Here is a 3,991-nt window from a genome sequence, read left to right as displayed (position 1 = left end):
CTGCTGGTGTTCATTTTTTTCGTGCCGTGGCCGGACCACGTCCGCACCTCCGGCCTGTTGCAGCCGCACAACCGGCTGGGGCCCTCTACGCCCCGGCGCATGCCGTGCTGGACGCACTGCTCGTCGCCAACGGACAGGCGGTGCCGCCGGGCCAGCCACTGCTGCGCCTGTCTTCCGCGGAGTTGGACCTGCGCGCCCGCGCGAGACACGCTGTACCCGGAACACGCGGTCTACCGAGTGGTGCTGGACGCCGACCAGGCCCTGCCTGCCGCCAACCCGGCGTGGCGCGGCCGCGTCGCGATCGCCGGGCAGTGGGAGGTGCCGGCGATGCGCTTCCTGCGCAACGCGGCTTCGGTGGCTTGGCGCGAGGCTGGCTTCTGATCCAGCCGCAGGCCTCGACACCGCGCCCGCGCGATGATTCGAGCTGACCGCCAACGATCGCGAGATGACGATCGTCAGCAAGGCGCGCCGGGCTGCGCCGCGGCTCTGGGCTTCGGCTTGGCGCGGCCGCTCGACGTCGCCGCATCCAGCATCAGCGCCGCCATCTCGCGCGCCGCGACCGCGGCGCTGCTGCCCGCCCCCAACTGGCCGGAAACCGATGCGCCGTCGTAAAGCAGCACCAGTTGGGTCGCCAGGTGGTCGGGATCGGCGGCGCCGGCATCCCGGGCCAAGCCGGTGAACAGCGCTTTCATCCATCCACGGGCGTCGTCGCAGGCGGCCTTGACCGGTGTGCCCGGCTTCGACTCGGCCGCCGCCCGATTGAAGGCGCAGCCCCGGAACCCGGGCGCGGCCATCACGTCCTCCATCGCGTCGAAGACGGCGAGCAGGCGATCGCGCGGCGTCGCACCGGCCGCGATCCTGGCGCCGATGCGCGCCTCGCGGGCCTCCTGCCGCGCCTGCAGGTAGGCGCGAATCAGCGCCTCCTTGCTGCCGAAGCAGTCGTAGAGCGAGGCCTTGGCGACGCCCGCGCGCTCGATCACGCGCTCGATGCCGACCGTGTGGATGCTGCCTTCGTAGAAGAGCTCGTCTGCCGCCGCCAGCAGGCGCTCGCGCGCCGAGCGGCGTTCCGGAGCCACTGATTGTTTCGTTTCCATGGGCTTGACATTACCAGACCGGTCTGTACACTGCAAGAGCCAGACAGATCGGTCTGTATGGTTTTTCGGAGCCCGCCATGTCATCCCTTTGCCCGACCGCTCTCGCCGCACCGCCGCAGGCCCGGCGCCGCCTGTCGTCGAACGCCGCCTTCCTGCTGCAGGCCTCGATGACGCTGGGTTTCCTGGCCGGATCGAGCRCGCCGACGCCCTTCTATGCCATCTACCAGAAGCAGTGGGGCTTCTCGGCCACGATGCTCACGCTGGCCTTCGGCATCTATGCGCTCGCGGTGCTGTCCGCGCTGCTGGTCGCCGGCCGGCTGTCGGACCACGTGGGGCGCCGGCCGATCCTGATCGGCGCCGCCGCGGCCCAGGCGCTGAGCATGTGGGTGTTCGCGACCGCCCACGGCCTGCCGGACCTGTTGCTGGCGCGGGTGGTCCAGGGCCTGTCCGCCGGTGCCGCCATCGCGGCGGCCGGCGCCGGCCTGCTCGACATCGACAAGGGCCGGGGCGCGATCGCGAACTCGGTGGCACCGATGATGGGGACCGCCGCCGGCGGCCTGGTGGCCGGGCTCATGATCCAGTACCTGCCGGCCCCGATGCATCTGGTCGATGCCCTGCTCGGCGTCGTCTTCGTGCTGCAGGGCGTCGCGGTCTTCTTCATGGAAGAGAGCGCGCCCGCGCGGCCCGGTGCGCTGGCCTCGCTGAAGCCGCGGCTGGCCGTGCCGCCCGCGGTGCGGGGCCCGCTGCTGCTGGCGGCGCCGGCGCTGGTCGCGGTCTGGGCCATGGCCGGCTTCTACGCCTCGCTGGGCCCGACGCTGATCCGCAGCTTCTCGGGCACCACCTCGGTGCTGCTCGGCGGGCTGGCGCTGTTCGTGCTGGCCGGCAGCGGTGCGCTGGCGGTGTTCCTGATCCGCGAGGCTTCGCCGAGGGCGCTGATGCGGCTCGGCTCGCTGGCGCTGATCGCCGGGATGGCGATCGTCATGACGGCGATCTCGTTCCACTCGGTGCTGCTGTTCCTGGTCGGCAGCGCGATCGCCGGGCTGGGCTTCGGGACCGGCTTCCAGGGCGCGCTGCGCAGCGTGGTCGCGCTGATCGCGCCGCAGGAGCGGGCCGGCGTGCTGTCCGTGCTGTTCGTGATCGCCTACCTGGCGATGGGGCTGCCGGCGATGCTGGCCGGCTATGACGTCGCGCACCAGGGCGACATCGTGCGCACCGCGATGACATTCGGCAGCGGCGTCGTCGGGCTGTCGCTGCTGGCGCTGATGGGCACCGTGCGCCGCTGAGGCGGGAACCGGCTTCGCCGGCGCTGCGGCGCAACGCGTTCTCGATCGGCGTCAGCGGGCAGATCCAGCCTGCCGACACCACCCAGCCGGCCCACGCGCCGGCCGGCAGATGCAGCCACGCCAGCCTCGATGCGGTTCCTGCGTAGTGCCGCTTCGGTGGCTTGGCGCGAGGCTGGCTTCCGATTCAGCCGCAGGCTCCAACGCCGCCCGTCTTCTCGAGAGATGGAGCTTCCTTGAAACACGGGCGATTCAGCCTTCAATTCGGTCAACGCATCACTTGCGCTCGATCAACGATCGTGTCTGCTTGTGCCTTGCTGACGGCCGCTCCCATCGTTCCGAACATCKCGCCCCAGCTGCCAGCGGAGCCGCCCAGGCGGGTCGCCATGAAAACGTCAATGACCTCCGGCGTGGAGTGGCGCAACAGTTCGGCCCCCTGTATCGCCCGAGACAGTGCTTCGCTGGCTGGCCGTGCCAGGAACTCGTCTTCTAACATGCCTTCCACCAGCGCCGGCAAGCGCTGCACAAAGGCGTCGTACACCTTGCTCTGCCCCCGTACGCTTTGCATGTCTGCCAACAAAGCTTCCCAGCAACTGGTGTCCTTGCGCATGGCGCGGCGCACATCCATGCACATCCATGCACATTATGTTGGCCGCACCTTCCCAAACGCTGTTGAGCGGTGCCTCCCGGTAGATGCGGACCATCGGGTTCTCTTCGATGAACCCGATGCCATGGCATTGCAATGCCTCATTGGCCACGGCCGGTGGGCGCGAGCAGTTGAAGAATTTGGCCATCGTCGCGCACCCGCGCATTCCCTCGCTCTACCTGTTCAACAACTCGCCGTCGAGCGCGCCGGATGCGCTTGTCGTCGACGTTGCGGAAGAAGCGCTCGACCAGGTTCAGCCACGACGCGCTGGTCGATTCGAGCATGCCGGGCAGATAAGTTCCATGACTTCACGCGCACCGCACTATTGGCTGTCCTCGATGTTGAGGATCTTCCCCAAGCCCAGAAAATAGTTGGCAAACGCAAGCAGAGCTGCCGTCACCGCGATGTAGACAGCGGAGAGCGCCGCCAGGGTCGGGTCGGCAAACTCCCGAACGTAGTTGTACATGGCCACCGGCAGCGTCTGCGTGTCCTGTGTCGTCACGAAAAGCGATGCGGTGAATTCGCTGAATGACATGATGGCGGCGAACAGCCATCCACCGAAGAGTCCCGGAGCCAGAAGCGGAACCGTGACGGTGAAGAGCACCTTCACCGGCGACGCGCCCAGACTGGCCGCCGCCTGTTCAAGCCGTTCGTCCAGGTTCTCCATGGAGACATAGACGCTCCGGAGCACAAAGGGCAGCACCAGCATGACGTGGCACAGGATGACGATGCCGTATCCACGTTGCACCGAGGTCTGCGACACCAGGATGAGCAGGCCCAGCCCCAACGTGAAATGCGGCACCACCAGCGGCGAATGCAGGATTGCGAGGAGGAGCTGCTTGCCACTGAATTCCAACCGCTTCACGGCGATGGAAAGACAGGTCCCGATCACCAAAGCCAGGAAAGAAGACCATCCGGTGACGACCATGCTTGAGCGAAATCCTTCCTGGAAATCCGGATAGCTGAACACC

Annotated in this window: 6 protein-coding genes and 2 pseudogenes; 2 read left to right on the top strand and 6 right to left on the bottom strand. The window is 67.8% G+C overall.

The genetic code is table 11. From position 1 onward, the window contains the following. Nucleotides 1-381 (top strand): hypothetical protein (locus AC1D2K_RS31410; protein WP_478093933.1); only part of this gene is annotated, 381 nt, incomplete at its 5' end. Nucleotides 382-455: 74 nt separating this feature from the next. Here the strand turns inward: AC1D2K_RS31410 and AC1D2K_RS31405 are convergent. Beyond that, nucleotides 456-1,076: a TetR/AcrR family transcriptional regulator gene (locus AC1D2K_RS31405; RefSeq protein ID WP_478093931.1), complete on the bottom strand. Its 621-nt coding sequence runs from the start codon at nucleotides 1,074-1,076 to the stop codon at nucleotides 456-458. A gap of 95 nt (nucleotides 1,077-1,171) precedes the next feature. Between AC1D2K_RS31405 and AC1D2K_RS31400 the strand changes: the two genes are divergently transcribed. After that, nucleotides 1,172-2,377 (top strand): MFS transporter, encoded by a 1,206-nt coding sequence (locus AC1D2K_RS31400; protein ID WP_478093929.1) that lies wholly within the window; start codon nucleotides 1,172-1,174, stop codon nucleotides 2,375-2,377. 19 nt (nucleotides 2,378-2,396) lie between these two features. On the opposite strand, the pseudogene AC1D2K_RS31395 reads toward AC1D2K_RS31400, so the two are convergent. From AC1D2K_RS31395 to AC1D2K_RS31375, 5 genes and pseudogenes are all read right to left on the bottom strand, one after another. Then, nucleotides 2,397-2,501: pseudogene (locus tag AC1D2K_RS31395) on the bottom strand (DUF2784 family protein); the annotation flags it as partial. Between the two features lie 141 nt (nucleotides 2,502-2,642). After that, nucleotides 2,643-3,002, bottom strand: a complete 360-nt coding sequence (locus tag AC1D2K_RS31390) for a hypothetical protein (RefSeq protein ID WP_478093935.1) — start codon at nucleotides 3,000-3,002, stop codon at nucleotides 2,643-2,645. A gap of 61 nt (nucleotides 3,003-3,063) precedes the next feature. Then, a pseudogene (locus AC1D2K_RS31385) lies at nucleotides 3,064-3,168 on the bottom strand (hypothetical protein); the annotation flags it as partial. Next, nucleotides 3,122-3,304, bottom strand: coding sequence for a hypothetical protein (locus AC1D2K_RS31380; RefSeq protein WP_478093928.1), 183 nt, complete (start codon nucleotides 3,302-3,304; stop codon nucleotides 3,122-3,124). The pseudogene AC1D2K_RS31385 and the gene AC1D2K_RS31380, both read right to left, overlap by 47 nt. Nucleotides 3,305-3,342: 38 nt before the next feature. Further along, the coding region (locus tag AC1D2K_RS31375) for an ABC transporter permease (protein WP_478093926.1) at nucleotides 3,343-3,991 on the bottom strand (649 nt) is incomplete at its 5' end.

Source organism: Variovorax sp. P1_H12_2 (genome assembly GCF_056405335.1).
Note: the sequence above shows the minus strand (reverse complement) of the source record. Positions and strands in the feature narration are given on the sequence as shown.

Coding starts and splice junctions, on each gene's coding strand:
- AC1D2K_RS31380 (WP_478093928.1), bottom strand. CDS start 3,304: ATGCTCGAATCGACCAGCGCGTCGTGGCTGAACCTGGTCGAGCGCTTC.